The 24,006-nt window shown below is 63.3% G+C and carries 24 protein-coding genes and 1 pseudogene; 11 read left to right on the top strand and 14 right to left on the bottom strand.

The features are described 5' to 3' along the window. Positions 1-21: 21 nt before the first annotated feature. The 3 genes from AB0M67_RS23380 to AB0M67_RS23370 all read right to left on the bottom strand — a co-directional run bounded on the left by AB0M67_RS23380 (position 22) and on the right by AB0M67_RS23370 (position 3,668). Positions 22-1,005, bottom strand: a complete 984-nt coding sequence (locus AB0M67_RS23380) for a hypothetical protein (RefSeq protein WP_365748309.1) — start codon at positions 1,003-1,005, stop codon at positions 22-24. Positions 1,006-1,084: 79 nt separating this feature from the next. After that, positions 1,085-1,936: an alpha/beta hydrolase gene (locus AB0M67_RS23375; protein WP_365748307.1), complete on the bottom strand. Its 852-nt coding sequence runs from the start codon at positions 1,934-1,936 to the stop codon at positions 1,085-1,087. Between the two features lie 247 nt (positions 1,937-2,183). Continuing rightward, positions 2,184-3,668 (bottom strand): DUF445 domain-containing protein, encoded by a 1,485-nt coding sequence (locus tag AB0M67_RS23370; protein ID WP_365748305.1) that lies wholly within the window; start codon positions 3,666-3,668, stop codon positions 2,184-2,186. 235 nt (positions 3,669-3,903) lie between these two features. Between AB0M67_RS23370 and AB0M67_RS23365 the strand changes: the two genes are divergently transcribed. After that, positions 3,904-5,235, top strand: coding sequence for an SGNH/GDSL hydrolase family protein (locus tag AB0M67_RS23365; RefSeq protein WP_365748304.1), 1,332 nt, complete (start codon positions 3,904-3,906; stop codon positions 5,233-5,235). Positions 5,236-5,422: 187 nt separating this feature from the next. Here the strand turns inward: AB0M67_RS23365 and AB0M67_RS23360 are convergent, their stop codons facing one another. Both AB0M67_RS23360 and AB0M67_RS23355 read right to left on the bottom strand, forming a co-directional pair. Then, positions 5,423-6,169 (bottom strand): DUF1707 domain-containing protein, encoded by a 747-nt coding sequence (locus AB0M67_RS23360; protein ID WP_365748302.1) that lies wholly within the window; start codon positions 6,167-6,169, stop codon positions 5,423-5,425. A 31-nt stretch (positions 6,170-6,200) separates the two neighbouring features. Continuing rightward, positions 6,201-6,875, bottom strand: a pseudogene (locus tag AB0M67_RS23355) (ATP-binding cassette domain-containing protein); the annotation flags it as partial. Between the two features lie 102 nt (positions 6,876-6,977). On the opposite strand from AB0M67_RS23355, the gene AB0M67_RS23350 reads away from it, so the two are divergent. The 8 genes from AB0M67_RS23350 to AB0M67_RS23315 all read left to right on the top strand — a co-directional run bounded on the left by AB0M67_RS23350 (position 6,978) and on the right by AB0M67_RS23315 (position 15,886). Continuing rightward, positions 6,978-8,510 carry a recombinase family protein gene (locus tag AB0M67_RS23350; protein WP_365748300.1) on the top strand — a complete coding sequence of 511 codons (1,533 nt, stop codon included), beginning with the start codon at positions 6,978-6,980 and terminating at the stop codon, positions 8,508-8,510. A gap of 306 nt (positions 8,511-8,816) precedes the next feature. Then, positions 8,817-9,149: a hypothetical protein gene (locus AB0M67_RS23345; protein ID WP_365748298.1), complete on the top strand. Its 333-nt coding sequence runs from the start codon at positions 8,817-8,819 to the stop codon at positions 9,147-9,149. A gap of 184 nt (positions 9,150-9,333) precedes the next feature. After that, entirely contained in the window at positions 9,334-9,822 is a 489-nt protein-coding gene (locus tag AB0M67_RS23340; RefSeq protein WP_365748296.1) for a hypothetical protein, read from the top strand. Between the two features lie 525 nt (positions 9,823-10,347). Beyond that, positions 10,348-12,570 carry a type IV secretion system DNA-binding domain-containing protein gene (locus AB0M67_RS23335; RefSeq protein WP_365748294.1) on the top strand — a complete coding sequence of 741 codons (2,223 nt, stop codon included), beginning with the start codon at positions 10,348-10,350 and terminating at the stop codon, positions 12,568-12,570. 184 nt (positions 12,571-12,754) lie between these two features. Further along, positions 12,755-13,519: a replication-relaxation family protein gene (locus AB0M67_RS23330; RefSeq protein WP_365748292.1), complete on the top strand. Its 765-nt coding sequence runs from the start codon at positions 12,755-12,757 to the stop codon at positions 13,517-13,519. Positions 13,520-13,603: 84 nt separating this feature from the next. Further along, a complete protein-coding gene (locus AB0M67_RS23325; protein ID WP_365748290.1) occupies positions 13,604-13,831 on the top strand; it encodes a helix-turn-helix domain-containing protein in 228 nt (75 codons plus the stop codon). Continuing rightward, positions 13,831-15,273, top strand: a complete 1,443-nt coding sequence (locus AB0M67_RS23320; protein WP_365748288.1) for a site-specific integrase — start codon at positions 13,831-13,833, stop codon at positions 15,271-15,273. Before AB0M67_RS23325 ends, AB0M67_RS23320 begins: the two co-directional genes overlap by 1 nt. Positions 15,274-15,370: 97 nt before the next feature. Beyond that, positions 15,371-15,886, top strand: a complete 516-nt coding sequence (locus AB0M67_RS23315) for a DUF1697 domain-containing protein (protein WP_365748286.1) — start codon at positions 15,371-15,373, stop codon at positions 15,884-15,886. A gap of 57 nt (positions 15,887-15,943) precedes the next feature. Here AB0M67_RS23315 and AB0M67_RS23310 read toward each other — a convergent pair whose 3' ends face one another. The 9 genes from AB0M67_RS23310 to AB0M67_RS23270 form a co-directional block, all read right to left on the bottom strand. Next, positions 15,944-16,270 (bottom strand): hypothetical protein, encoded by a 327-nt coding sequence (locus AB0M67_RS23310; protein ID WP_365748284.1) that lies wholly within the window; start codon positions 16,268-16,270, stop codon positions 15,944-15,946. A gap of 264 nt (positions 16,271-16,534) precedes the next feature. Next, on the bottom strand, positions 16,535-16,792 hold the full coding sequence (locus tag AB0M67_RS23305; protein WP_365748282.1) for a hypothetical protein: 258 nt from the start codon (positions 16,790-16,792) through the stop codon (positions 16,535-16,537). Positions 16,793-16,881: 89 nt separating this feature from the next. After that, positions 16,882-17,559, bottom strand: a complete 678-nt coding sequence (locus AB0M67_RS23300) for a replication-relaxation family protein (RefSeq protein ID WP_365748280.1) — start codon at positions 17,557-17,559, stop codon at positions 16,882-16,884. A 143-nt stretch (positions 17,560-17,702) separates the two neighbouring features. Further along, positions 17,703-18,359: a hypothetical protein gene (locus tag AB0M67_RS23295; protein ID WP_365748278.1), complete on the bottom strand. Its 657-nt coding sequence runs from the start codon at positions 18,357-18,359 to the stop codon at positions 17,703-17,705. 63 nt (positions 18,360-18,422) lie between these two features. Further along, entirely contained in the window at positions 18,423-20,612 is a 2,190-nt protein-coding gene (locus tag AB0M67_RS23290) for a hypothetical protein (protein WP_365748276.1), read from the bottom strand. Between the two features lie 15 nt (positions 20,613-20,627). After that, complete coding sequence (locus AB0M67_RS23285; protein WP_158960709.1) at positions 20,628-20,786, bottom strand: hypothetical protein; 159 nt, start codon at positions 20,784-20,786, stop codon at positions 20,628-20,630. 151 nt (positions 20,787-20,937) lie between these two features. Further along, positions 20,938-21,117 (bottom strand): hypothetical protein, encoded by a 180-nt coding sequence (locus AB0M67_RS23280; RefSeq protein ID WP_365748274.1) that lies wholly within the window; start codon positions 21,115-21,117, stop codon positions 20,938-20,940. Further along, positions 21,114-21,368 carry a hypothetical protein gene (locus AB0M67_RS23275; RefSeq protein ID WP_365748272.1) on the bottom strand — a complete coding sequence of 85 codons (255 nt, stop codon included), beginning with the start codon at positions 21,366-21,368 and terminating at the stop codon, positions 21,114-21,116. Before AB0M67_RS23275 ends, AB0M67_RS23280 begins: the two co-directional genes overlap by 4 nt. After that, on the bottom strand, positions 21,368-21,700 hold the full coding sequence (locus tag AB0M67_RS23270) for a hypothetical protein (protein WP_365748270.1): 333 nt from the start codon (positions 21,698-21,700) through the stop codon (positions 21,368-21,370). The genes AB0M67_RS23275 and AB0M67_RS23270 overlap by 1 nt, the downstream gene beginning before the upstream one ends. Positions 21,701-21,875: 175 nt before the next feature. Between AB0M67_RS23270 and AB0M67_RS23265 the strand changes: the two genes are divergently transcribed. Further along, entirely contained in the window at positions 21,876-23,204 is a 1,329-nt protein-coding gene (locus AB0M67_RS23265) for a hypothetical protein (RefSeq protein ID WP_365748269.1), read from the top strand. Positions 23,205-23,376: 172 nt separating this feature from the next. Beyond that, positions 23,377-23,943, top strand: a complete 567-nt coding sequence (locus tag AB0M67_RS23260) for a hypothetical protein (protein WP_365748267.1) — start codon at positions 23,377-23,379, stop codon at positions 23,941-23,943. The last annotated feature ends 63 nt before the right edge of the window (positions 23,944-24,006 follow it).

Here is a 24,006-nt window from a genome sequence, read left to right as displayed (position 1 = left end):
GCGGGAGGGGCAGTTGGGGGGCTAGAGGTAGGGGCGGATGATGATGTTCGGGCGGTTCGGGCGGGATTTGGCCAGGCGGAGTTTGGTGCGGATCGCCGCTACCAGTTCTTCGGGGTGGTCGCGGATCAGGGCCGGGGCCGCGCTCGTGACGTCGATGCCGTGGGACTCCATCAGCAGGCGGCGGCGGAGGGTGGCGCGGTATTGGGGTGCGCCCAGGTGGTATTCCTCCGAGTCGACCTCCAGGGCCATCCCCGCGAACGGCCAGTAGGCGTCCGGCTTGGCCAGGAAGGTGCCCTTCGGGGTGAGGAGGGTTGGGTTCCAGAGGGCGTCCGGGAGGCCGGCGGTGCGGAGGGTGTCTCGGGCCTGGGCCTCGGCGATGGAGCGGATGCCGGCGCGGAGTTCTTCCAGGGCGGTGCGTACGGCCGGGTTGCGGAGGGCGTGGGAGGCGTGGAGTTCGGCTCGGAGGTCTTCCGGGTGGCAGCTGCACCGCTGGACCGTCGCCGCGAGGATCGCGCGGATCCGTTCCGGCGAGGGCTCGTGGGCCGCGAAGTCGGAGGCCGCGCGGACCGGGTGTACGCAGGGGATGCCGTCGACCAGCAGCGTCGGCGGCCAGCGGCTGGTGCGGCGCAGGCGTACGTACGATCTGTCGCGCAGACCGCGGCGCGCGGCGACCAGTACGTCGGCGCGGTCCGTGCCCGCGTCCCGTACCCCGTACAGCGCGAGCGCCGCCTCGCCGGTCAGGACGGACTTCGTGCCCGAGAGGACGGCCGTCTCCGTGTCCGCGTAGAGGACGGCGGCGAGCAGCCGTTGGCGCGGATCAGGAGCGCCGGTCTGTATCAGGACGACGCCGGGCAGCGGGCGCTGCCAAGGGCCGGACGGTGCGCAGCGGGCCGTGGTGGTGCCGGCGGCGAGGCCGGTGGCGCGCAGTTGGCGGGTGGTCGCCAGGCGCCGCTGCGTACGGGACAGCTGGGCGATGGCCGCGTCGGCGGCGGTGGTTCGAGGCATGGGGATTCCGTGCCCACACCGGGCCTGAAGTGGACACGCGTCGGCGAGCTGTGACGATCTCTTGCGTCCTCCGTAGCGTTCAAGACATATGGTCCGACTTATACGACTCGGCCAAGCCGTCGGTCCGGCGCAGAAACGCCTCGACCGCCTCATGCAGCGCCCCCGGCTGGTCCAGGTGGACATCGTGGGCCGCCGACGGAATCACACGTAGCTCCGTCCCCGGACGGCGAACCCGCATCTCCGTGGCTTCCGCCTCCGGCATCGAGCCCGTATCGCCGCGCACCACGAGCGTGGGGCAGCGCACCCGTTCCCATTCGTCCCAGAACGACCGGCGGGCGTTCTCCGCGACGCAGGCGACCATCACCTCCCGGTCGACGCGCGGGCGCAGGCCGTCCGGGTGTGCCGCCAGGCCCGCCGCCCACGCCCGGCCGGCCGGGCCGCCGCCGAAGAACGCGGTCGCCGCTTCCATGGACGCGAAGGGGACCGGCCAGGAGTCCAGCCAGCCGCCGATACGCGCGGGCAGCTCCGGGGCAGGGCCCCTGGGGCCCGCCTCGATCAGTACCAGGGCACCGAACAGTTCCGGATGAGCCGCGGCGGCGAGCATGGCCGTATGGCCGCCCAGGGACTGGCCCACGAGGACGGGCCGATCGAGCGCCAGATGTCCGGCCACCGCCACCACATCGCGTACATGCGCCGCGCGCGAGACGTCCGCGGGGCGGCGTTCACTGGCGCCGTGGCCGCGCGCGTCGTACGCCACCACCCGGCGCGCGGGCCGGAGCAGCCGTACGAGCGGCTCCCATTCGGCCGCGTGGCCGGCCAGCCCGTGCAGCAGGAGCACGGGCCGGCCCCCGCCCACCTCGCCCATGCCATGGTCGGTACAGGCCAGCCGTACCCCGTCCTCGCTCGTCACCATCTCCGTCGTCCGCGCCATGCGCTGACGGTCCCACGGACCGCGCTCGGGGGCACACCCGTTTCTCGCGTCCCGGGCCGTCACCCGCCGCGCCGGTGGATGACCGAGCAGCGGCACTTTCCCGTTCCGTTGAACGGTCCCGCCCCGCCCTCCGTACTCAACAGCAACTCCCCCACGGTGGCTGGGCGCGTGAACGGACGACAGGGTCCGGACCACGCGCCCAGCGCTTTTCCCGCGCCCAGCGCTTCACCGGGCGCCCAGCGCTTCGTCACGCGCCCAGCAGGTGGGACACCGTATAGATCAGCAGGCCCGCCAGCGCGCCCACCACCGTGCCGTTGATCCGGATGAACTGGAGGTCGCGGCCGATATGCGCCTCGATCTTCCTGGAGGTGTCGGCGGCGTCCCAGCTCGCGACCGTGTCCGAGATCAGGGAGGTGATCTCGCCGCGGTACGTGGAGACCACATACGCCGCCGCGTCCTCGATCCAGCCGTCCAGCTTCGCCTGGAGCCGGGCGTCCGTCGCCAGCCGCGAGCCCAGGGAGAGCAGCGAGGCCCGCGCCCGCAGGCGCAGTTCGCTCCGGTCGTCCTCCGCGGCCGACATGATCATGGCCCGTACGGAGGCCCAGGCCGAGGCGATGATGTCCTGCACCTCGGGGCGGGCGAGCAGCTCCGACTTCAGGCGTTCGACCCGGGCGCGGGTGTCCGTGTCCGACTGGAGGTCCGCCGCGAAGTCGCGCAGGAAGCGGTCGATGGCGCCGCGCGCCGGGTGGTCCGGCATGTCGCGCATCTCGGTGATGAAGCGGAGCAGTTCCTTGTAGACGCGGTCGCCGATCCTCCGGTCGACGAAGCGCGGCGTCCACCCCGGCGCCCCGCCCTGGACCGCGTCCATGACCGAGTCCCCGTGCTCCACCAGCCAGTCGTGCGCGCGGGCGCAGATCAGATCGACCGCGCGGTGGTGGGCGCCGTCGGCGACGACCGTGTCCAGGGTCTTGCCGAGCCCCGGCGCGATCTCCACCGCGTCCGCGCGCCGGGTGATCGCCTCGCCGACGACCGCCTGGACGTCCGAGTCCCGCAGGACGGTCAGCGCGCCGCGCAGCGCCGTGGACAGCTCGGCGGTGACCCGGTCCGCGTGGTCGGGCTCCGCGAGCCAGGTGCCGAGCCGGCGGCCGATACCGAGGGCTCTCAGCCTGTTCCTCACGACCTCGGCCGAGAGGAAGTTCTCCCCGACGAACGCGCCGAGCGACGTGCCCAGCTGGTCCTTCTTGTTCGGGATGATCGCGGTGTGCGGGATGGGCAGACCGAGCGGGTGCCGGAAGAGCGCCGTCACCGCGAACCAGTCGGCCAGCGCGCCCACCATGCCCGCCTCGGCCGCCGCGGCGACGAAGCCGGCCCAGCCGCCCAGGCCGGAGTTCTTCGCCCAGGTGGCGAGCACATAGATCAGGGCCACCAGCAGCAGCAGACCGGTGGCGGTGGTCTTCATCCGGCGGACGCCACGCAGCTTCTCCGCGTCGGCGGCCGTATAGGTGAAGGCGGGGAGCGCCGAACGCTTTCCGGTCCCGGACGGCCGAGTCCCGCCAGGCACACCAGGCCCACGGGACCCACCGGAACCGCCGAGCGCCCCAGGCCCACCAGGCACCCCGGATCCGCCCGACGCCCCGGATCCCCCCGGACCGCCGCCAGACCCGGCGGGCAGACCAGCACTACCACCGCTGCCGTCGCCGCCCACCGCTCTCTCCGGATCTGTACGTTCCATCCGCTCCACCCGATCCACCCGTCCGCGTAAGCGCCGGCGCCATGCTCAACGCACTCGGCTCAACGCTCCATGCTCCCGATCTCGTGCCCCGCGCACCGCCCCTACCGCATTGTCTCTGCCTGAGGTACTCCCGGGGCGCACGTCAAGTTCCCGCGCGATGTCGGATGATGTGTTCTGTACGGAGTGCCGTACGTGGTGATGTGGTGACGAGGGAGACACGGGGGACTCGGGGGCTATGACCAGACATCGCGGATTCGCCCTGTTCGGGGCGTTGGTCACGGTGGTGGCGCTGGTGTGCGGCGTCATCATCGCCGGGTACGGACTACTGGACAGCGGCTCGGGCGCGGACGCCGGCGGCTCCGCCGACACCTCCGGGGACCCTCGTACGCGCGGGCGCACCCCCATGGGGACGGCCGCGCCCGCCTCCGCCGACAACTGGACCGGCACCTGGGCCGCCGCTCCGGCGGGCGCCGAGCCGGGGGCGCCGGTCGGTTATCCCGGGCGTTCCATCCGTAACGTCGTACACACCAGCATCGGCGGCACCAAGGTCCGGATCACCCTCTCCAACCTCTACAGCCCCACCCCACTGCTGATAGGCACCGCCTCGGTCGCGGTCGGCGAGGGCGGGGGCGGTCCCGAGGCGGTCGCCGGGACCATGCGGCAGCTGACCTTCGGCCGCCGGGCGGCGGTGACCGTACCGCCCGGCGGGCAGATTGTCAGCGATCCCGTGGCGCTTCGGGTGCCGTACGACAGCGATCTGCTGATCACGCTCCACACCCCGCGCGCCGGGGGGCCCGTCACCTATCACCGGCACGCGCTCCAGACCTCGTATCTCGCCGACGGCGACCGTACGCGCGACCTCGACGCGACCGCGTACGCCCCGTCGCGCAGGATCTGGCGCTATCTCACCGCCGTCGATGTCCTCAACCGCGAGGCGCGGGGGGCGGTCGTCGCCTTCGGTGACTCGATCACCGACGGGGTCGGCTCCGGCTACGACGCGAACCGCCGCTGGCCCGATGTGCTCGCCGCGCGCCTGCGCGACCGGCGCGTCGGCGTACTCAACGAGGGCATCGGCGGTAACCGCGTCCTGAGTGACGGGTCATCGCTGGGCAACGGCGCGAGCGGGCTCGCCCGCTTCCAGCGCGATGTACTCGACCGGGCCGGTGCCAAGGTCGTCGTCATCGACCTCGGCGTCAACGACATCCTGCGGGGCCGCGAGACCGACCCCGCCAGGATCACCGCCGGGCTGCGCGAACTCGCCCAGCGGGCGAAGGCGCGCGGGCTGCGCGTGATCGGGTCGACGCTGACACCGTTCGGCGCGTACGGCGGGTACAACGCCACCACCGAGTCCGTACGCGACCGGGTCAACGAGGAGATCCGCTCGGGCCGGGTCTTCGACGAGGTCGTGGACTTCGACAAGGTGGTACGCGATCCGTACGCGCCCGACCGGATCAGGCCGGTGTACGACTCGGGCGACGGGCTGCACCCGAGCGACGCCGGGTACCGGGCCATGGGCCGTTACCTGAGCCCCCGGCTGCTGGAGGACCGGGCCCCGGCCCGGCTGTGACAGCTCGTCACCACAGCTGCCCGCGGACTGCCGGGGCGGTCACCACCGCCCCACCCCTCAGTCCAGCTCCTCCGCCCGGCCCCTCAGTCCAGCTCCTCCGCCCGGCCCCTCAGTCCAGCTCCTCCGCCCGGCCCCTCAATCCAGCTCCTCCGCCCGGCCCCTCAGTCCAGCTCCTCCGCCCCGCCCCTCAGTCCAGCTCCTTGCGGTCCGCCTTCTTCTCCAGCTTCTGGCGCTTGCGCTCCTCCTTGAGCCGGCGCTTCTCCGACTCCCGCACCTTGCGCTCCACCCCGACCCCGCCCATCAGCGCGAAGCCCGTGACGATCACCCGCGGCGACCCCGGGCTCGCCGTGCCCTCGCCCACCTCGCCGAAGCCGCCCATCAGCCCGAAGCCCCTGACCTCGACGTCCATGTCCGGCGGTACGGTCACATGCACCCCGCCCATGATCGTGACGCAGCGGATCACCACATCGCGGTCCTCGAACCGCGCCTCGCGCAGATCGATCTCGCCGCCCGCCTGGAACACGACGGCCGTGAACTTACGGCTCACCGTCCATGTCCCCTTACGGCGGAACCCGCCCCAGAACGCGAAGGCGCCCTTCGAGGTGGCCGGTTCCCGGCCGATCCGGCTCTGCCAGGTGCTCACCCCACCCGTGCCCGCCGGGTCGCTCACCCCGCGCCCGACGACGGACGTATCGGCTGCGAGCGCCACGTCCGTGGTCGTCCCCGGCGCGGGGAGGTCCCGTACCAGTGGCGCCAACTCGCCATGGGTGCGTGCCGTGAAGGCCGCCTCCAGGCGCTCGTCGAACTCCTCCATATCGAGCCGGCCCTCGGCCATGGCCTCGCGCAGCCGCTCCGCGACCCGTTCCCGCTCGGCGTCGGAGGCTCGCGTGTCAGGGCTCGGATTCGTCGGCGGATGAGGCCGGTCACTCGTCATACGAGCAGACTAGTCAACGGTGGGGGTCACGTCACACAGCTGATCGATCGGCATACATCTTGGCGATCACCGCCTCGATATCCGGCTCCCGCACCGACAGGTCCACCAGCGGATACTCCGCCGCGATCCGCGCGAGGAGCGGCGCCGCGGACTCCGCCGCGGGGAAGGCCAGCCACTGCCGAGGCCCCTCCACCCGCACCACCCGCGCCCCTTGTACCTCGATCGGTGGAAGTTCGCGCGCCAAGTCGACGACGAGTGTCCGCTCGCTCTCCCCCACCTCGTGCAGTCCGGCCAGCCCGCCGTCGTACAGCAGCCGGCCGTGGTCGATGACCATCACCCGCTTGCAGAGCTGCTCGATATCGGTCAGATCGTGGGTGGTCAGCAGGACCGTCGTACCGCGCTCCGCGTTCAGATCCCGCAGGAACTCCCTGACCTTGGCCTTGGAGATCACATCGAGGCCGATCGTCGGCTCGTCCAGATACAGGACCTCCGGGTCGTGCAGCAGCGCCGCCGCGATATCGCCGCGCATCCGCTGGCCGAGCGAGAGCTGCCGTACGGGTACGGCCAGCAGCTCGGCCAGATCGAGGAGTTCGACACAGCGCTCCAGATTCACCCGGAACCGCGCGTCCGGCACCCGGTACATCCGGTGCGTCAGCCGGTACGAGTCGATCAGCGGCAGATCCCACCACAGCGTGGTCCGCTGTCCGCAGCAGTATTGCAAACGATGTGATCATTGTTACAATAAGTAACAGGAGATCACGCAGTGCAATCACAACCGAACACACTAGAGCGCGTCCAACGGGGCGACTTGACCGGCCTTTACATCGCCGGATTGGTTCGGCTCTCCTTCGAAACCCACCCTGACCGTGAAACGTCCGGTCCTCCGATGACCGGTGGGGACATCAACAACCGCGATGAACAAGAGGCGTTCTGTCGCAAGTACGTCGAATCGCGCGGCGGAACGTACGTCGGCACCTATGACGAGCCCGACACCTCGGCGTGGAAGAAGAAGCGCATCAAGCAGGAGGACGGAAGCTACATCTACCGCGTCATCCGTCCTGTGTTTGAAGGGATGCTCAGCGACCTCAAGAAGGGGTCGACTGAGTCGGCGCACTTCACCCCGGCCGATGGGTTCGACAAGACCACGGCTGTTGACGGCTCGGTCGTCTACGACATCGACCGCCTCACCCGCGACCACCGCCACCTAGAAGACGCCATCGAGGTAGTGCAGTACTACCACCGCCCCATCCTCGACATCCGTGGTTCGCTCGACCTACTGACCGACAACGGCCGGTCTGCGGCGCGCTACGTCCTGAACGCCCGCGCCAGCTCCTCAACTGACACATCGCGCCGGTTAAGGGATAGCCATCTTTCACGCGCCATGCGGGGCATCCCCGTAGGCGGCAACCGCGCGTTCGGATGGGCGGAAGACAAGCGCACTCTCGTTCCGCGCGAAGCCTGGCAGATCCGGGCGGCGGCGCGTCTGCTCCTGGCCGGAGTGAAGGCGTCCACCATCATCCGCAAGTGGAACAAGGCTGGGAAGCTCACCACCAAGGGCAACCCGTGGTCTCGAAGGACGTTCGTTCTCATGATGACGTCGCCGCGCATGGTCGGGTACCGCGTCTATGGTCCGATGGATCAGCCGCACCACACGCGCTATCTCACCGACGACCAAGGCCACCCGGTCAAGGGGCAGCACGAGGCCATTCTCGATGAGCACACCTGGCATTCAGTTGTGGCGCTCCTCGCAGGCCCCGACCGTCCGGAAGGACACGCGGACATCGGAAAGTTGAAGTACATGTTGTCGCGCATCATCCGGTGCGGGAGCTGTGGGAACAAAATCTCAGGCAACGCCAAGCCGAACAACCGCTTCGACTACGCCTGCAAAGTCAACGACGGCGGATGCGGCAAGGCGTGCGGTTCCGGCATCGCCATTGATGCCATCGTCACCAAGCTCATTCTTGCTCGACTGGAAGAGCAACACATCGAGGTGGAACCACAACCGTGGCCGAAGGCGGAAGAACTCGTCGCCCTCAATACGGCAAAAGCAGGTCTGTTGGCCCAGTTCAAGGACAACCCAGACATGGGGCCGCACATCTGGCCGGAGGTACGAAAGAAAGAAGCTGCTATCGCCGCACTCGTCAAAGAGCGAGCGGCCTACGCCAAGAAGAACGCAAAACCTAAGTCAACCAACATGACTGAGACGTGGCCAGACCTAGAAGTCGAGCAGAAGAACGCCATCGCTGCTGAGATGTTCGAGGCCATCGTCTTGATGCCAGCCACCAAGGGCAGCAACCGCTTTAATCCCGAGCGTCTACAGGTGGTGTGGCGCCAAGGATAGTGGCGATACGTTCAACTTGAGTGGGTCGGAGTTCAGGGGCATTCCGCAACTGGGCTTCGACCCATTTTTGTTCCGCAATCTCAGTTGGCGATTGCGGCTTTTTTGATGTCGCCATTTCGGGTTGTTCTGCTTGCATGAATCATTTCTCCGCTTACTTTCTCATTGTACCTCATTACCTATTCTCTGCGTTCGTTTCGGTGTTGTAGTTCGGTCAAACTCTATGGAACTACCCCTATAGATAATGCATAAATGGGTGTAGGGCCAGGAACAATCCGGCCCGGAACCTACCCAACCAGTGGAGCAGAAATGGCAATCGTGAGTCAGAAGGTCTCCGACCTTTCCGGCAAGCAGGGTGACGACAAGCAGTTCGCTGCGGTCGTCGTTCGGCAACACCCGGCTATCGACCAGCCGAAGGCGCTGGACGTGCTCGTGCCGGAACTCAAGCAGTTCGTGGACATCGGTGACCAGATCGTGATTCTCGAAGTCACGATGCCGGACAACTCCAAGCGTGACGTATACGTCGCACTGGAAGTGTTCAATGAGGCCGCGCCCAACATGGCCGATGTCCTCAAGAACGCTCGGGGCACGCGAGGCCGCGTTCCTGGTACCCGTGTCGGAAACGGCAACGGTAACGGGTAACCCCTACTCCGCCTCCCGCCACCGCTCCCGGCGGTTGAGGCGGAACACCCCCGTTCTGGTGACCCACAAGGGACATCGGAACGGGGGCTCTCTCATGTCGAGAGAACAAATCGTGAGCTGCCCACCGGGCCGCATCCCTGCGACCCGGTGAATCAGTCCCACGATCGAGAAAGTACGTGGTCGCATGATTACTGGCATCTTGCTGCCCCCTGACGAGGACACCCCGATTTCGAAAATCGAGGTGGACACGGAAGACACAGAAGCCGTGGAAAACATCGTTCTCGGCGGCTATGAGGTACACAACCTCATCTCCCCGCCGGCCTCCCTCATTGGGAATGAGGGACTGACGCTCTGGGATCTGCAATACAATCATCGCGCCACTATTCTCCTGTGGCTGCACGCGCCAGACCACCGCTACGACACCCATGTTCTTGGCCCTGCCATTCTCACCGGCAGGCCGGATGGAACGGGAAAACTCACCTCCGTTCCGGGCGAGCTGGTAACGCTCCTTCTCGAAACGGAGTCGTACCGCGTCGAGGTCCTGATGGACAAGTACGGCCCGTGGGTCAAAGACGGTCTCGTATTCGATACCTGGGTGGACGCGTATAACTTCGCGCTCATCACGGCGAAGACGCATTACGAGATCATGGACGTACGAGTCACTCCAGCGTGACAGCTCCGGTCAGATCGCGGGATTCCCGCCGCCGACAGGCGGCGGGTTTTCCATTCGCTCATTCCGCGCATGCTTGCAATATCAACCTTGCCTAATAATCCCTTGGCAGTGAGAGCGGGCACAGATCCTAACTCTTCCGAGTCGAGTCAAACAGAGCTCCCATGATGGGAGTTCTTTGAGACACAGATACTTCGGAATCTCAATACTTGAACCTATCAACTATCTTGTGGCACCATTAAAAAGGGAGCTTTAGTGTGTAACACATACGCATGTTTGACTGCCCCTTCCTTTCGGAGAGGTTATTCGCTTCGGCGTTGTAGTTACCGCAAAAGTTATTGAATCGTCTCTGACGGTTCCCCATAGTGGAATGTAGGAGCGCTGCCGACCGGCCAAATAGGTCGGCGACTGCCGCTCCACTCCCACACTAAAACGCAGACAAGTCTACATTTAGGACCCACGGTAATCCGTGAGCCCTATTTTATGCTGCCAAAATTTGGGGAGAGTAACGCCGAAAAGGAGGGGCCTATGGTTAAGCAAGTTATCAACCCTAAAGCACGAGGAGCACCGCGACCTGCGGGTCTGTACTGGTTCGCAGTGCATTTCCCTCATAGCCTCACTCCGGACGATGTTGTCAGAGCACTTCAACCGCTGGCCTACCGGCCGCAGTTGGGCTGGCGTAGGAAAACACCTGTCGTCGTCTTTGAACTGCGGGCACGAGCCGACAGCATCCGCTGGTTGGTCGGTGTCGATCCACGTATCAGCGATGAGCTGCCCGCGCAGCTCCAGGCGCAACTTCCCGGCCTGGTGCTCTCGCCCGAACTCAAGAGTTCCCGGCCGCTTCCCGCTCTCGCGTCCTCGGTCCGTCCCTCCAGCCTTACGCAACCGCTCCGCGTCGAGATGGGCGCAGCCGTCACGGCCGGTCTGCTGGAGGTCTTGAACGGTTTGTCCAAGCGCGAGTCCGCCGTTGTGCAGTGGGTCATCGGACCGACGCAGCAGCGCCGTACTCGTCTAGCCGCGTTTAGCGTGCCCCGCGCCCTCGGCTTGGTTGCCGCCTCCCAGGAGACAGCGGAGGACAAGAAGCAGTGGCGCAAGAAGGCCGCCGAACCCCTGCTCGCAGTACGGGGCCGCATTGCAGCCCGTTCTGCTGACCATGAGGCCGCGAGCGCCATCGTGCGCACATTGGGCGAAGCGCTCCATCTGGTCAGCGCTCCGCAGGCAGATCTACGAATCACCCGACCAACGGTGCGCACGGTACGTCAGCTCGACCACATCACCAACGCGCAGTGGTCGGGCGTCCTGAACGTTGCCGAGCTGGCCGCCGTCGTCGGCTGGCCGGTAGAAGGCACGGGTTCACTCCATGCCCCACGAGGCCGTCAGTACCCGGCACCTACCGAACTGCTCGTGCCGGTAGATGCGAAGGTTCCGGTGTCCGAGCGGGTGCTCGGCGCCGGCCTGCATCCAAGTCAGCCAGACCAACTCGTCACGCTGCCGACGGAAAGCGCCCTCCATCATCTGCACGTCGTCGGCCCGACTGGAAGCGGCAAGTCAACGCTCCTCAGTCAGCTCATCACGGCCGACATGCAGGCGGGTAAGAGCGTGCTCGTCATCGAGCCCCGCGGCGACCTCGTAGAAGACGTGCTTCAACGCGTCCCGCCGGCACGGCGCGAGGACGTCGTCATCATCGAGCCGGGCCAGGCCGACGAGGTCGTCGGCTTCAACCCGCTCCGCGGTCGACTGGAAGAGGCCGAGCAACGAGCCGACACCCTGCTGCATCTGTTCCACGAGCTGTACGGCCGCAGCATCGGCCCTCGAAGTAGTGACGTTCTTCTACACGCCTTCATCGCGTTGGCTCGCAGCGACCACGGCACGCTCGCTGATGTTCCGGTCCTGCTGACCAACGCGGCGTTTCGCCGTCGCACCCTTGCAGCAGTCAGTGACCCGCTGGTGATCGCGCCGTTCTTCGCCTGGTACGACGCGCTCTCAGAAGCCGAGCGTCAACAGGTGGTAGCACCGGTTCTTAACAAGACGCGGGCCTTCCTGACGCGGACGCCGATTAGAAGGCTCGTCGGCCAGGCCGCTCCGCGGTTCGACATGAACGAGCTGTTCCAACGTCCCCGCATCGTCCTGGTGAACCTGAACGTCGGCGTCATCGGAGAGGAGACGGCCGACCTAATCGGCGCGCTCCTGGTGACGCAGTTCTACGGCGCGATGCAGCGCCAGGCGATGATCCCGGCGTCCCAGCGACGCCCGGTCATGGCCGTGATCGACGAGGTACAGAACTACCTTCGACTACCGGTAGACCTTGGCGACATGTTCGCCCAGGCGCGCGGCCTTGGTGTCGGGCTCACCGTGGCCCATCAACACCTCGGGCAGCTCCCGCCCAAGGTGAAGGCCGGTCTCCTCGCCAACGCCCGAAACCGCGTGGTCTTCCGCCCCAGCGTCGAGGACGGTTCACCGCTAGCCGCTGTGCTCGGTGGTGACCTGAGCGCGCAGGATCTCGCGCTGCTCCAAGCGCACGAAGCGTACGCGCAAGTCCTCGTCGCCCACGCGCCCCGCCGGCCGTTCCTGGTCCGCACCGTTCTACCGCCCACCCTGGCGCTCAGTAGCTCGACCGACTTACGACGCGACAGCGCGGCACGGTTCGGCGTGGACGGCCAGGCGCTCGACAACGCGCTTCGTAAGCGCTGGCAAGGACGGTCTTCTACGCCCGACGCTCCCATAGGGCAGGTGCCACGGAGGCAGGCATGACGGCTCGTCGTACTGGTTCGCCTCGGCCTTCTCATCGTGTTGGTCGCGGTGGTCGCTCCCTCCCTGTTCCTGTGCAACAGGTGCCAGGGAAACTCTCACCGTTACGAGGTACCTCACGATGAGGTCGTCTCGTTCAAGCGGCGGCCAGGTCGAGCGACTGCGGCGGCGACTCAGCGAACGGGACGTGTCCCTGCTCGGCGCGCTTCACCGTGTACGCATCCTGAACCTGCGGCAGATACAACGGCTGCTCGTCGTGGATGGATCGCCCGCCGCTCGCACGCGGCGCACGCAACTTTGGATGGCCCGACTTACCAAGCTCGGCGTCGTTGTCAGGTTCTCCCGGACTATCGGCGGTATCCGCGCCGGATCGTCCGGCTACATCTACGGACTGAGCGGCCTGGGGCAATCCGTCCTCGACGTACGCGGCCCGGCCGGTGGCAGACGTCGCCGCGTCTGGGAGACGAAGCCTCACTTCCAAGACCACATGCTCGCGGTCGCTGAACTCTACGTTCAAACCGTCGAGCAGCACCGCGAAGGTGGGGCCGATCTCCTCGCCTTCGACGCGGAACCCTCAGCCTGGCGACACTTCACCGGCAGCGGCGGCGAGCTGGTTCTCGTCAAGCCTGACGCCTACGTCCGCATTGGCACAGACACCGTTGAACGCCACGCCTTTGTCGAGGTCGACATGACCACCGAAGGACTGCCGACCATTCAGAAGAAGAACGCGCGCTACGTCGACTACTGGAACTCGGGTGTCGAGCAACAGCGACTCAGTGTCTTCCCCAAGGTGGTGTGGCTCGTCCAGAACGAGCGCCGACAAGAACACATCATGGGTTTGGTGAAGAAGCTCGCCACCGAGGTGCAGGCCCTTTTCGCTGTCGGACTCCTGACAGTAGGAGCCAAACTTCTCAGCGGAAAAACTCCTGAGAAAGGAGAGTGCACCGCATGATGACGAAAGCACAATGCCGCAGCCCACCACGACCATTCACAATCAACGACGATTACGTTACAACTAAATAAGGAGGAAAGATTCATGACAGAGACAACTCAACCCAACGAACAAAACGACGCTTCAACAAGTGTGCCCGAGCTGCTTACCGTACGCGAGGCCGCCGAGAGGCTGCGCATTAGTAAGTGGAAGCTGTACGAGTTAATCCGTTCACGCAAGCTCGATACCATCCAGATCGGACGACGGCGCCTAGTACCAGCAAAGGCCATTGAAAAGCTCCTCGACCAGCTTACTCGCGAGACCAATGTTTGATGGGTCGCCGTAATGCCATCGGCGAAGGAACTCTCTACCACCGTAAAGACGGACGGTGGGAGGGCGCGGTTTATGTCCTTGGAGCCAACGGAACGCGAAAGCGGGTGCGCGTCTACGGCGCCACCCGCGCCGAAGCACACACCAAACTCACGGACGCCAAAGCGAAGAGCAACCGCGGAATACCGGCGGCGGATAAAACTTGGCTTCTGGGTGACTATCTAGATTACTGGCTCGAAGAGGTCATTAGACCCAACCGGCGCCCCACTACATACGAATCATATGAGATAAACGTTCGCCTCTACATCAAACCCTCTCTCGGGAACTTACCTCTATCCCGACTCACCGTGCCCGTCTTGCAACGATTTCTAAATCAGCATCTTGCAGAAGGCAAGTCGGTACGCAAAGTTCAGATGATACGAGAGAGCTTAAGCCCGGCCCTCAGTCGAGCCGTACGCGAAGAACTACTGACCCGCAATGTCGCGCAACTCGTAGAACTGCCCGGCCGTCAGGATAAGGACATTGAGCCGTGGACTCCTCAAGAAGTCATCGACTTCGTTACGGCGGCCCAGGATCACAAGTGGTTTCCAGCATTTTTGCTCGTGTCGCTGTATGGACTCCGTCGCGGAGAGGCTATTGGGCTGCGATGGCAGGACATCGACTTTACCAACAAGGTAATACATGTTCGTCAGCAAGTGTTTCGAGCTAATGGCGAAGTCCAACAGGGCCCGGTAAAAACACGTGCGGGGCGACGAGATCTGCCATTGTTGGACGCTATCTCCTGGAGACTAGCTGAGCACTACGAGAAGTACGGCCACCTGTCGTCAGACACGGGTCTCGTCTTCACTACATCGACTGGACGAATGATAGAGCCGTACAACTTTACACGCGCCTTTCAGCTCATCTGCGCTCGCAACAATATTCGACGCATAAAGCTACATCACGTGCGACACACGGCGGCAACGATCCTAAAAAACCTCGGCGTACCCGCCCGAGACGTACAACTCATCCTCGGCCACAGCAACATAGCCATCACTCAGCAAATCTATCAACATGACAGTATGGGCTCACGCCGCGATGCTTTGGAACTAATGGAGGGTGTAATAGTAACGACCCGCACCAACGAACAGAGCGAAGGTTCGGGAGCGGGATTGGACGCGTCTGACGGCAACAATAGCCGCGAAATTAGCCGTCAAAGTAAAGAATCCACTAGTCCGAGCGACCAGTTTCTCAACCAAACAAATAAGACACCGAGGTTACGCGGTGCCTTATCTTGGCTGGGATGGAGGGATTCGAACCCCCGAATGCTGGAACCAGAACTAGAAACGACCGTCTTTACACGCGCCCTAACGAACCGTATATCAGAGGTAGATACCCTCTTCGCCGTTCGTCGCCGACAGGTAAAAATGGGCATACTAGCCGTCACCTTAGCCGTCAGAGAATAGCCCCAAAAAGCCATGCGATTCAATGATGCAGGATTGCCGCCCTCGGCTTTCAGACGGTCACCCTTGTTATTTGAGCATCCTCTAGTACAATACCGATATGCAATATGTCATGTTTTTACGGGGAATAAACGTTGGAGGCATAAGAGTGCCCATGAGCGAACTGAGAGAATGCCTTAAACGATTGGGTCTCGCGGACATCAAGACGTACCTGCAAACAGGTAACGTCACGTTCAGCTCCCCTTTGCCCGCAGCGGAATTAAAGAGTTCCGTCGAGAAAGCCTTGGGTGAAGAGTTTCACTACGACGCCTACGCGCTCCTCTTTCCGGCTGCGATTATTGAAAGAGTCATCGCACAGTACCCGTTTGCGACGGATGACCAGACGCATCGATATGCCATATTCTGTAGCTCGCAAGACATCATCGAAGAGTTGGCCGCCTATGGCAATGAACTGATCGATACAGTCGAAGCTATCGCACCTGGTGAAAATGTCCTCTACTGGCGCGCACCAAAGGGTGGTTCTACGGACACCTTCTTTAGCAAGGTACTGTCGAAGTCAAAATACAAAGCTACGACGACAAACCGCAATCTCAACACTTTAGAGAAGATGATCTAGGGTTGTTGATCCCGCCGTTCTCGATCGCAGCCGGCCACAACCCTAGAACCGCGTCATTCAATCAGGCTTCCGCTCCGCCAGAGCCCTGACGGTTGTCCGCCGCTCACTCACGTAGTCAATAAGACGTGAGATCACGTCGTTCTCGTCGGACAGTTCACCGCTGCTGACCTCATCTAGAAGCTCTGCGAGTGCGCCTTGAAAGAGTCGCAGTTCTTCGAGACGGGCCGTGATGGCGAGCTGTGCGGTTTCCTCGTGCGGCAAATAGTTGGCATCCACGTGTCCTGCTGTCTCCTTCACGATGCGCCGCAGAACAACCGGGTCAATGGAACCTGCTACCTCGACAAGAAGGCGCTTAATTCCTGCGTGAGCCTTCGGTACGTCCATCGTGTGCCCGACCCCTTCGAGTGGTGAGTAGCCTTTCTCAGCGAAGTGTAATTCCGACTGCCGGATATTGCCAGGCACAGCAGATTTTGGCAGGTGACGCCACTACCGCTAAATGACCGCAATTGAGACCAGGCCATCAGAGTTTGAAATGAACCTCCTTGCCTCAGCCCTCGATACTTCAAGGGTTCAGGTAAAGCAGCAACCTTGACGTAGTTGACATGAGAGTTTATTCAACTCAACGGGCTCCATAAGCGGAGCGAGGGCTCAGTTACGATCGGGGTTGCGGAGGAACAAGGATGCGAGCTGCTCAACACCGCCGACGATCATGCAGCCGAGGCCAATGAGTACGGGCCGGGGGCTTTCCCAGGGAGGGATAGGCGCGATGTACATGTTCCAGATGCATACCACCACGCCAACCACCACGAGGGTAAGGCCGAGGCAATCCAGAACTGAACCTATCTTCGTATTCACTACGTTCACCTTCAATGAGGAGAAATCTAATCCGTAGATGGGCGGGTTCATCCGTTGAAGGAGAACGGCATAAATACGAAGAGTAACCCTTCATCTAATTAAACACAATTAGTCGAATTTGTCAATGGTTCGGGAGTGCATTAGAGCTTCATGAGCGCAGGTATCAGCTCGCCAAGCATGAAAATCCGAACCATCTCTTGGCGCTCTTCGGGAAGTCGCTTAGCTATCCGCGCAAGCTCCTGCCTGCGGCCCGGATGGACAACGACGAACACCACGTACGGGAAGTACTCGTCTTCACTCGCGCCCGCGGCCTGCCAGTAACCCTCTAGTTTTTCGACTATCCGCTGCGGCCGTTCGGTGGCGAGGTCGGCTTCGAGGAAGTAGCTACCACTTCGACGTTGGCCCGGAAAGTCGAGAGAAACGAACAGGTCGGCTCTCACCGGAGGAACGGAGAGTTCGACGTCCCACCGCTTCACGGTCAGAACGCTCGCCCGCTCAGCCTGTCGCAGTGAAACGTAGGAATCTGCCACCAGGAGCGCGTGATTACTGACGTTGGCAGATGGGCGGCTCTCAATGTCGAGTAGAACGCGCCCATATCTGCCGAGCTGGTAGACGTAGGCGCCGGCCCCGCCTTGGTCGCCGCTATTTCGTCGTCCGACCCGTGCCAGGTAACTCAGTCGAACCAACCGAGCGAGCACGCGATCTGGCACGCTGTGCGATCGGTCGGCAAACACCAGCTCGCTGATGTGAACTGAGGAGAGCTGGGAGAACTGCTCAACCAGGCGCACTATCTCAAGGTCGCGGGTGGTGAGTTGCAAGGGTCGGCCCTCCTCGGGTCACCATGCGGTGATAGGTATCGGTGTTCATCAAGGTCAGCCGCAGTGCGGGTGCAGGCGTACACCTACAGCTGGCCTACGGAGTTCACCTACGGCACATGGCAACTCACCTTCGTCATTGCACGTTACGCGGGGTACTTCATCATGAAGTCCCGGAGGCCATTGATGAAATGTCGCACCTGCTGGGCATCGTACGCACTGTAGTTTCCATGCGCGGCGCTATTGCGTATATCCATCCAGGTTATGAGTTGCTTGTGTTCTAAGTTTCCGTAGACCCCAGCCCTCTTTAGATCCGCATTCATGACGTTGGCTTTTTTATGGGAGCCATCTGGTAGTTCGGTATCGATGTCATGTTTTACGCAGAGAGCACGCACATGCACTTCCAGGGAAGTCCCGGTGATGACCGCTGCCGCGTCCTTGTAATCCTTCACCAGCAACTCATCTGCCATATCTAGGTAGTCAGAGTAGATGTCGGCGTGCACCAACTCCACGACTGACCGCGCCCACCCTGAATTTAGGTCCTCACGGAGGGCAATAGCAGTAGCCACGATGGGCTCTAGTTTGCTTTCGAGTGACCACGTAGCAACCTGTTCAATCTCTCTGGTATAGACGGAGTCAGGTGGCGCAATACGCTCGACCGCTGCGCTCAGACGAGTAGCAAGGGTCCGGGCTGCCGCATAATTATGCTGAGCCTCAAGAATCTCCGGTGTCCATCTGATGACCGCTTGGCCCTCGATAAGCAGCGCGTCCAACTGGGCCACCATCTGCTCTACTTCCCGCATTCTTCCTCCCGAGTGTGTTGAACAGGCGAGCCTACAACTACAGTCCGTCTACTGGCCAGTTGGTTACCGTGGTCCACCGAACCGGGGCCTGCGCGCAGAACGACTCGGGGCCGGCCGATGACCGCGGCGGCGTTGTATCGCTGCTTCCACCTCCGCAACTGGGCGACCGTAGGTCTCCCGTGAAGCTGCGCGAGCCTCTTCGGCGTGGCCCGTCTCATCTACCGGTGGGAGTGTGACCGCAGTGAACGGCGCACTGACGCCGGAGTGAGTAGCGAGCTTCGCGATCACCTCGAAGCGACCCAAGTTGATGAGGTCGTCTTCGGTCACACTGCCGCCGAACCCGCGAGCTAGATTTCTCGCCTCGTCGCCAGACGATTGGAACGCGACCTTCGAGCGGGCGTTAGCGTCTGTTGCGTCTTGGAGTTCACGGCCAAGCTGCCCGAGATACTGGTGAGCTACCGTCATTGCGAGCCCGAGCGAACGCGCCTGCGCAAACATGTCGGCAGGGGCAATGGGGAGCGCGAGGAAGTCTTGAAACTCGTCCAGGTACAACATGGTCGGTCGCTTTGGGTTGGCGGCTCCGCCCTGCACCGTGCTCCAGACTGAATTCAGCAGCAAGCTACCGAGCAGCCCGGCCGTGTCTTTGCCTTCAACTCCTCGACCAAGGTTGACCAGAAGAATCTTCTCCTTACGGATGATGGTTCGCAGATCCACCGTACTCATGCTCTGACCGATGATGTTCCGCAGCGATCGCCGAGAGGTGAGCTGCCATGTCCGGTCCATCAGGGGTTTGAAGTAGAACTCTCGCTTTTGCCTCGGCATCCCCTTGATGTCTTCCCACCACGAGGCCAGCTCCTCAACCTGTGAAACCCCTCGGATCAACTGATCTGAGAACTCCTGCTGAGCAACGGTCGGCACCCCAAGCGGCTGGATATCCGCGAACGTCAGCTTCTCCGTAGAGCCCGTACTCATCATGAGCGTGAGCACCAGGTGGTAGAAACCCTGCCGAACGCGCACGCCTCGTGCGTCCTGCGGATAGAGATGGTCGAACAGCCGTTGAATGTCGGCAGCTACCACGTACGGGCTGCCCTGCAAGATGTTGAAGCCGACCGGGTGTTTGGTGTCGGTCACGTCCAGGAGGACGACATCTTGAACGCGATTTTCTGGCACGCGGGCCAGTGCCTCCGCGAACAAGTCGCCTTTGCTTTCAATCAGGATGACGCCTCGACCCGCCTCCATGTCCTGAGCTATCAGGTTGGCGAGCAGCGCAGTTTTACCGCTGCCGGTTGGCCCGACGACATGCAGGTGTTTGGCCGACTCCACGTAGTCGAGCGCAACCAAGCGCTCAGCTCCAGGGAAGTTGGATCGCCCGATCACACGCCCTCGACGCGGAATTGATCCGGCCGCCACCAAGTGACGCGTCCGCCTCGGCGGAAGTCCGGCAACGTGCGGCGTCCCGATCGGCCATGCGAGAAGTGCGGCCAGCTCCGACGCGGCGAGCTGCATAGGAAACAGTGTCGGCGCTTCCGCCACCGTGACGCGTCGGATCGCCTGACTTTGGCGGCCAAGCCGTTTCTTGAGTCGTTTGGTCCCACTGCCGACACTGGCGAAACTGGTCTTCACCCTTCCAAGCAACTGGCCGGCGCGCTCATTGGTCGGCGCCTTCACCGCGACCCGCAGCAGCCCAAGAAAGTTTGGTTCACTCAGCTTCGCCCGGCGGTCGGTGATCTCGTCCCACCTACTGCCACTCTCCACCAGCATTGCCACCCCACGTACTCGCTGCCGGGGCAACGCTGGTGGACGTTCCCGCAGCGCGGGCGAGACGACCCATTGAAGAAGAACAGCCTCACCGCGTCCGAGCCCTTGCAGATTCGCCAGGATGCTTGCCGACAAACTTTCGGCATTCACCGTGCCGAGGCTGCGTCGAGGGTCTGTCTGTCCCAACTCCACCGCGGCCGTCCAGTGGTCGAGCGGTTCATCCGTCCCGGCCGGCGTGACCGTAGAACCGGGGATGAGCGTGCGCAACTGCGGTACCAGGAAGTCAGCCAACCCATGAGGGGCGTGGAGTCGGTACATGATGCCAAACTCATCCGCGCGCACCTCGAACGCAACGCTGGGGACACCCAGCAGGCGCCGCGGCCCGGTTTGGAGTGTGCCACTCAACGAGCGGAGCCACGTCGAAATGACGTCGGCTTCAAGGTCGGCCGGGAAGCTCAGATGAAAGCTGGATCGGTCGGCGGGCCGCGGTGCCATGATGATTCCTCTCCTTTACCAGCGGGTCATGCGGTAGTAGATGAAGCCCAGCACCAACACGATTGCGGTCGCGCTGACGAGGTACGGCACGAGCGGTGAAACCGCCCACCACAGCACCCGAATCGTCAGGGCGGCGAGTAGCAGCGTCAGGAGCAAACTCCGCGCCTTCTTCACGACGAGCCCCTTCTCGTTGATGCCGCCGACCTAGGCTCGTGGCCGGCGGGGAGTTGGAAGGGGACGTATCAACGACACGTCCCCTTCCGTTTTGGTGGGGTGGCTCTGGCCCTGGGGCTGCCTTCCCCGAAGTGCCGTACTTCTGGACGGGTCACCCCGCGACGCAGAACGTCCTGATCCACTGGGCACCACCGCGTCCGTAGCGAACGGCGATCCGCGCGTTCCCGCTCGGCTGCCACCGTCGGTTGAACCACCAGAAGAGAGGCGTTCTCAGCGCCCGGAGCCCGAAGACGAAGAACAGGCCGACCAGCAGTTCCGCGGTCTGGTTCATGAAGGCCATTCCCTTCGGTCACGCTGCCGGGAAGTCGGGTTGTGGTGGTCGCGGACAACGGCCCGCATCTGCCGTATGGCGTCGTTCTTGCGCTGGCGACGCAGCGCGTAGAGGTCCATCTCGCTGAGCCGCTGCGGTTGTCTCGGCGTACGCCGCTTCTCCCTGCGCGACGGCGTACAGAGAGCCCGTACGCACAGGAAGAGGACGACGAGCGAGATGATGAGCCCGGCCTCGTTGAACCCGGCGCCCATCAGAGGGTCCGGCCCCGGCCGAAGTCCCGAATGTCACGCGCGGTGGTGCGGGCGTACTCCTGGACGATGGGAACCAGCAGGGTCGCAAGGAACTGGTCGGCGCCCGCCAGCTCCTGGGCCAGGCGGCCCACGTCGGTCACGTCCTGCATGGCGTCCTCGGTCAGCCGCTTGCGCAGCATGGCCTTCACTTCCTCGTGCCTGCCCGAGGTGACGAGGGCGGCGAGGTTGGTCTCGGCCCTCCTCATCACCGCGCGCTCACCGCGTGACTGACGCGGAGCCAGGCCGCCGCGTCGTTCGTCGCTGCCACCAAAGAGCGAGAGTTCGCCACCCATGACCGTCGCCTCCTTCTTGTCTGAGCGGCCCCGGTTGGTTCCGCTCCTTCAAGGTGCGCCGGCCCCTGGTGCAGGGTCACTGCGGTAGTACTGCACCGTTCAAAGCCGCACTGCTGTTGCAGTGGTGCGGGCATACTTTGGTAAGGAAGACGGCGAGGTCAGCAGGGGGTACAGCGTGCGCACGCGCGAGGAAGTGACCGCCAGCATCAAGGCTGTTCGGGTGTCATCACCCGGTCTGACCGAGGACACTCTCAAGGCCGAGCAGGCGCTCATGGAGGTCTTGGGTACCGATGATCCCGCCGAGGGAGTCATCCGGTTGAGGGCCTACGTGGAACAGCTCACGGAAGTTCAGCACAAGAAGAGAGCCGATGATGCCCAAGCCCTACGGGCTGCCCTCGGTGTCGGTCTCGACCTTCACACCAGCGTGAGCGATCGTCGTCGTACAGCCATCAGAGAGGGCCTGTTCTACGGAGCTTGGCGCACACAGCTCTATGCCGAGGAGCGCGCGATCAAGGAGTTGGTTGACCTCCTTGTCAAGGAAGCAGACAAGCGTGGGGCCGCCGAACGAGAGGTCGGCCCCTTCCAGAGTGCCGGGCCCGTCGTCCTGGACGACCCCGACCTAGATGCGCCCGCGAAACCAGATGAGCCAGACGACCAACCAGCCCCGCCGGCTGAACCCAAGGACTCGGACTTCATTGAGACCGCCCGCGGTGCCGTTGGTCGGTGGTCTCTTCCTGCCGACCGCGAGCGGCTTGGTCAGTTCATCTTGATGGCTGTCGGTGGCGTCGGATTCGTCGTCGTTTTCACCCTGATTCTCACGGGTGTGATTCCGCCGGGTTCCAAGGCACACCCCGCCGCCGACAAGGTCGAGAGCGCCACCGTTCCAAGCGGCGTCACCGTCAAGGGATCGGCCGCTGCCAAGTTGGACAACTCTCGGGGCTGGGGGCCGGAGCGGAAGAAGACGTACGCCTGGAAGCATCCGGCCTCGTTCCCGGTGTTCAACAGCATCACCGACAACCCGTACTGGGGGGACGAGCGCAACTTCCTCCAGTGCAAGGACACCGCCAAGGACGGCCAGGGCTGGGCTGACGAGCTGGTGGCAAAGGACGGCCACACCTACGAGTGCTCGCTCTACATCGGGAACGATGTGGCTCCCAACCTGGACACCAACGTTGCAGCCAAGCTCCAGAACACGCGTGTACGTCTCTCGCTTCCGGACGAGCGCACGCTCAACCCTGGATTCACCGGGGTCCTCTCTGCCGACAACGCGCAACAGGTCTGGGACTCCTGCAACTTCGTCGCGGCCCGCCCGGTGACGCTGCTCTACGTCCGAGGTTCCGCCCGGCTGCATACCAACGGCACTCCGAAGACAGGGGTACCGCTCCCCGGCACGGAAGACACCGTTATTCATGACAACGGCGCGCTTCTCGGTGACGCGGGCGACGGCATTGTCGGGCAGAACGCGGGTTATCTGTCGTTCCAAATATCGGTGGTACTGGGCTAGTAGCCATTTACTTAACAGGGGTAGCATTTAGGTATGCATTGATCTTTTGCCCGAATTGTGTTATAAATAGAACCAATCGCCTTTAGCGATAGCACCCGTACTTTCACTGGTCTTCGGATGCGGCACCCTGTCTATTTTTTGAGCAGGTGGCGTGCCCCACCCGAATCGACCAGTGGAGTACACCCACATGTCGGAAAAATTGCTCGGCCTCGCCGCACTGAGTCCCGCTGTGCGCGAAAAGGTGTATCTGCAACTCCGTGTCCTCAAGAAAGGCGTCGGTTTGACTCCTGAGCTTTCGGGGAGCCACTCATTGCAGTACCTGAGCGCCTTCATCGGCGTAACAACGCCGTCCAGCGTCTACGCACTGCTTCGTGCCGCGCTGAGTTCCATGAATCCGAGTCACCTCTACGTTCAAGCGCTCCTCAATGCCTACGGTGGCGAAGGACTCGCAGACGACCTCAAGACTCGACGCATGAACTTCGCGGAGACGCACGGAATCAAGGAATCCCGAGTGGTTCGTCTGGAAGACTTCGCCCTGGACGAGATGGTGCAGATTCTCGATGCGCACGCGCAAGGCGAGGAGATCAAGCCGTTCAAGGCTGAGACCCTCGACGCCTCTACCGAGAAGTCGTCCGTCGAAGAGCAGACAGTCAAGGACCTCCTGATCCGCCTCATCGAGGCGGTTGAGGAACAGACGACGGTTCTTCGCGGGATCAGCACCAAGCTGAGCCACCGGTAATACCGAGCATCATCCGACAACTTCGCGCTGACCTACCTCAGCCGTTTCCTGCTCAGCCACGGC

This window comes from Streptomyces sp. NPDC051662 (assembly GCF_040681655.1).
Taxonomy (GTDB): Bacteria; Actinomycetota; Actinomycetes; order Streptomycetales; family Streptomycetaceae; genus Streptomyces.
The sequence above is the reverse complement of the archived record's forward strand: the minus strand, read 5'-3'. Positions and strand labels throughout refer to the sequence as shown.

Bases quoted from the DNA above. Each gene is read 5' to 3' on its own strand.
- AB0M67_RS23345 (WP_365748298.1), top strand. From the start codon at position 8,817: ATGGCAATCGTGAGTCAGAAGGTCTCCGACCTTTCCGGCAAGCAGGGT.
- AB0M67_RS23275 (WP_365748272.1), bottom strand. From the start codon at position 21,368: ATGGGCGCCGGGTTCAACGAGGCCGGGCTCATCATCTCGCTCGTCGTC.
- AB0M67_RS23280 (WP_365748274.1), bottom strand. From the start codon at position 21,117: ATGAACCAGACCGCGGAACTGCTGGTCGGCCTGTTCTTCGTCTTCGGG.
- AB0M67_RS23335 (WP_365748294.1), top strand. From the start codon at position 10,348: ATGGTTAAGCAAGTTATCAACCCTAAAGCACGAGGAGCACCGCGACCT.
- AB0M67_RS23380 (WP_365748309.1), bottom strand. From the start codon at position 1,005: ATGCCTCGAACCACCGCCGCCGACGCGGCCATCGCCCAGCTGTCCCGT.
- AB0M67_RS23370 (WP_365748305.1), bottom strand. From the start codon at position 3,668: ATGGAACGTACAGATCCGGAGAGAGCGGTGGGCGGCGACGGCAGCGGT.
- AB0M67_RS23295 (WP_365748278.1), bottom strand. From the start codon at position 18,359: ATGCGGGAAGTAGAGCAGATGGTGGCCCAGTTGGACGCGCTGCTTATC.
- AB0M67_RS23315 (WP_365748286.1), top strand. From the start codon at position 15,371: ATGCAATATGTCATGTTTTTACGGGGAATAAACGTTGGAGGCATAAGA.
- AB0M67_RS23310 (WP_365748284.1), bottom strand. From the start codon at position 16,270: ATGGACGTACCGAAGGCTCACGCAGGAATTAAGCGCCTTCTTGTCGAG.
- AB0M67_RS23375 (WP_365748307.1), bottom strand. From the start codon at position 1,936: ATGGCGCGGACGACGGAGATGGTGACGAGCGAGGACGGGGTACGGCTG.
- AB0M67_RS23325 (WP_365748290.1), top strand. From the start codon at position 13,604: ATGACAGAGACAACTCAACCCAACGAACAAAACGACGCTTCAACAAGT.
- AB0M67_RS23305 (WP_365748282.1), bottom strand. From the start codon at position 16,792: ATGAACCCGCCCATCTACGGATTAGATTTCTCCTCATTGAAGGTGAAC.
- AB0M67_RS23340 (WP_365748296.1), top strand. From the start codon at position 9,334: ATGATTACTGGCATCTTGCTGCCCCCTGACGAGGACACCCCGATTTCG.
- AB0M67_RS23290 (WP_365748276.1), bottom strand. From the start codon at position 20,612: ATGGCACCGCGGCCCGCCGACCGATCCAGCTTTCATCTGAGCTTCCCG.
- AB0M67_RS23270 (WP_365748270.1), bottom strand. From the start codon at position 21,700: ATGGGTGGCGAACTCTCGCTCTTTGGTGGCAGCGACGAACGACGCGGC.
- AB0M67_RS23360 (WP_365748302.1), bottom strand. From the start codon at position 6,169: ATGACGAGTGACCGGCCTCATCCGCCGACGAATCCGAGCCCTGACACG.
- AB0M67_RS23365 (WP_365748304.1), top strand. From the start codon at position 3,904: ATGACCAGACATCGCGGATTCGCCCTGTTCGGGGCGTTGGTCACGGTG.
- AB0M67_RS23320 (WP_365748288.1), top strand. From the start codon at position 13,831: ATGGGTCGCCGTAATGCCATCGGCGAAGGAACTCTCTACCACCGTAAA.